A 2,428-nucleotide genomic window follows, 5' to 3' on the forward strand; every position below is an offset into this window, starting at 1 on the left:
GCCACAGCCGCCACAGCCGCCACAGCCGCCACAGCCGCCACGCCGGAAACGTATGCGCCCACGCGGCCCCCGGGCGGCATAGACCCTGCAACCGCTGTGCCCTCGTTGTGGCAAAACGCCACCATTGGTCAGATAGGTGCCATGGCGGATGGCAGCGTGCAGCAGTCTGACAAGAACCAGCCCAATGGTGTTGCAGGGCTGGATGCCGCAGGGCGTTTCACCGCCCCAGTTGCGGGGGATGTCACGGCCGCCACAGCAGGCAGCGCGCTGAGTGGTGCCCTCAAGCGCCCGCTGTCCGCGCGTTTTGCCGAACAGCCAAGCGCTGGAGATTTTGGCATTACGCTGGATGGCACCAGTGATGACAGCACAGCCTTGCAGGCCGCCAAGGCAGCGGTGCCAGCGGGCAGCATGGTGCGTATTCCCGCAGGGGTGCTTCACCTCGCCACGCCCCTGCAAAGCGAGACACCAACCCTGTGGCAGATCAACGGCACCACGCTGGCAGATGGTGCCCCCATTACCAGCCTCGGCACGGATGTGATTGAAAGCACGCTTGAAGGCGGCAAGTATTTTGCACGCGGAGAAAGCCGTGCGGATATGCCCCCCGTGCTCCGTAAGGATCTGGATGTCACCCACACGGGCGGCACCACCGGATTTGTGATGAATCTGGAAAAAGGGAACTGCACCATTCCGGCAGAAGGAGCCGCCCTGAATGATTATGTGTGGTGCCATTCTACAGTTTTGAACAGTTCCGCCTTCGGGGCCGGGCAGCATGTGGCGCAGGCCAGTCTGGCCCAGCGTCCGGCAGATGCGCTGGCCGATGGCAAGGGCTCACGCTCGCAGATCTGGGCGGGGTATGATGAAGCGCGTGATGAGACCGGGCAGGCGTCTTCTGTTGCCGGAAGCATGGTGGGGCGGGAGGTCGATGTTTACGCCAATGGGGATGATCCCGTAGGCTGGCGTATTGGCCTGCAATTACAGATAGCCGGAACCAGTGCAGATGGCACACCCGGCAAGGTGGGCAAAGGCATTGCCATTGGCAATAATGACGCCACCAGCACATATGGTACGTTGATTGACGCCGCAGGCCGGTTTGATACCGCAGGGATTGATCTCTCCCGCAGCACGCCCGTCAATAACGCGCCGGTGCTGAACATAGGGGCCAACCGCAACCTTGCGTTCAGTGATGATCACAAACCGCATTTTCAGTTTGATTCCGCCGCTTACACCCTGCGCTACTGGTATGATACCGCCAACCTGCTGGCCATTGGCATGCAGGGGGATGTCACAACCAGTATCAGCAACGCTGGCAGCGGCGTGGCATGGACGCTGAACGGCCAGGCCCAGCTTGGCCTGAACTTGAGCGGCCTGAACGCGCCGGAGGCCCTGCGCCTGGCAGCGGGCCAAACCCTCTCCTGGGAGCCAACGGCTGTTGTGCACAGCGGTTTTGCCAACGGGAAACTGACGGAACAGGTCGCCGCCGGTGTGGCTCGCACGCTGGATACAAGCGGGAACGAGACCCTGCCGGGCAGCCTGCAAAACAGCCAGACCATTGTCAGCCTCACCCAGCCCACGGCACCGGCCTACGTGGCCAAAGGCACCGCCGCCATCGGGCTGGACACCACGGGCCTGACAACGCCGGAAGCCCTGCGCGTGGAGGATGGTCAGGCCATTTCATGGGAGCATACGGCATCCGTGCAAACCCGATACGCCAGCGGCCAGTTGCAGGATAGCCAGAACGGCACCCCCCTGCGCACGCTTGATGCCAGCGGCAATGAAACCGTAACCGGCAGCACGCGCAACAGCGGTATGACCACCAGCCTGAACAATAGCGCAGCCAGCGCCATTACGCTTACCGGCAGCGCGGGCATTGGTGTCAATCTTACAGGGCTTTCCACCGCCAATGCGCTCCGGCTTGGGGATGGCCAGAGCGTTGCGTGGGAGCCTACGGCGGTCATGACCACCGGCTACACCGCCACGGGGCTGACTGACGCCAAAGGCAGCACGCCCTTGCGCCAGCTCGACAGTAACGGGAACGAGACCCTGGCAGGCACCATCACCCCCAATGCGGGCGTGCATCTGCCCACGCTCTCCCGCGCCAGCATCAAGGCCCAACCCAACCCGGCCCCCGGCGTGATGGTGTTTGACGCGGAGGATGACGCCCCGGCCATTTACACCTCCGCCGGGTGGATGCTCGTGGAACTGAGCGCCATGCCATAATCCCTACACCGGGGGGTGACGCGAACAATGTGGCTGCGCCCACTCTCATGGCGATGGCGATGGCGATGGCGATGGCGATGGCAGCGGCGCCGACGAGGCCCGCCTCCAGGGAGTGTTGCCTCACGGAAGCAGTTTTTCCTTCCCAACCGGGCTGCTGTGTGCATCGTGATCCCACGCCCACGCCCACGCCCACGCCCACGCCCACGCCCAC

Annotated in this window: 1 pseudogene; it reads left to right on the top strand. The window is 63.6% G+C overall.

Annotated elements, in window-relative coordinates:
• A pseudogene (locus tag AD948_RS18300) lies at positions 1–2,217 on the top strand (hypothetical protein); the annotation flags it as partial.
• Positions 2,218–2,428: the final 211 nt, after the last annotated feature.

This window comes from Acetobacter senegalensis, from assembly GCF_001580995.1.
Taxonomy (GTDB): Bacteria; Pseudomonadota; Alphaproteobacteria; order Acetobacterales; family Acetobacteraceae; genus Acetobacter; species Acetobacter senegalensis.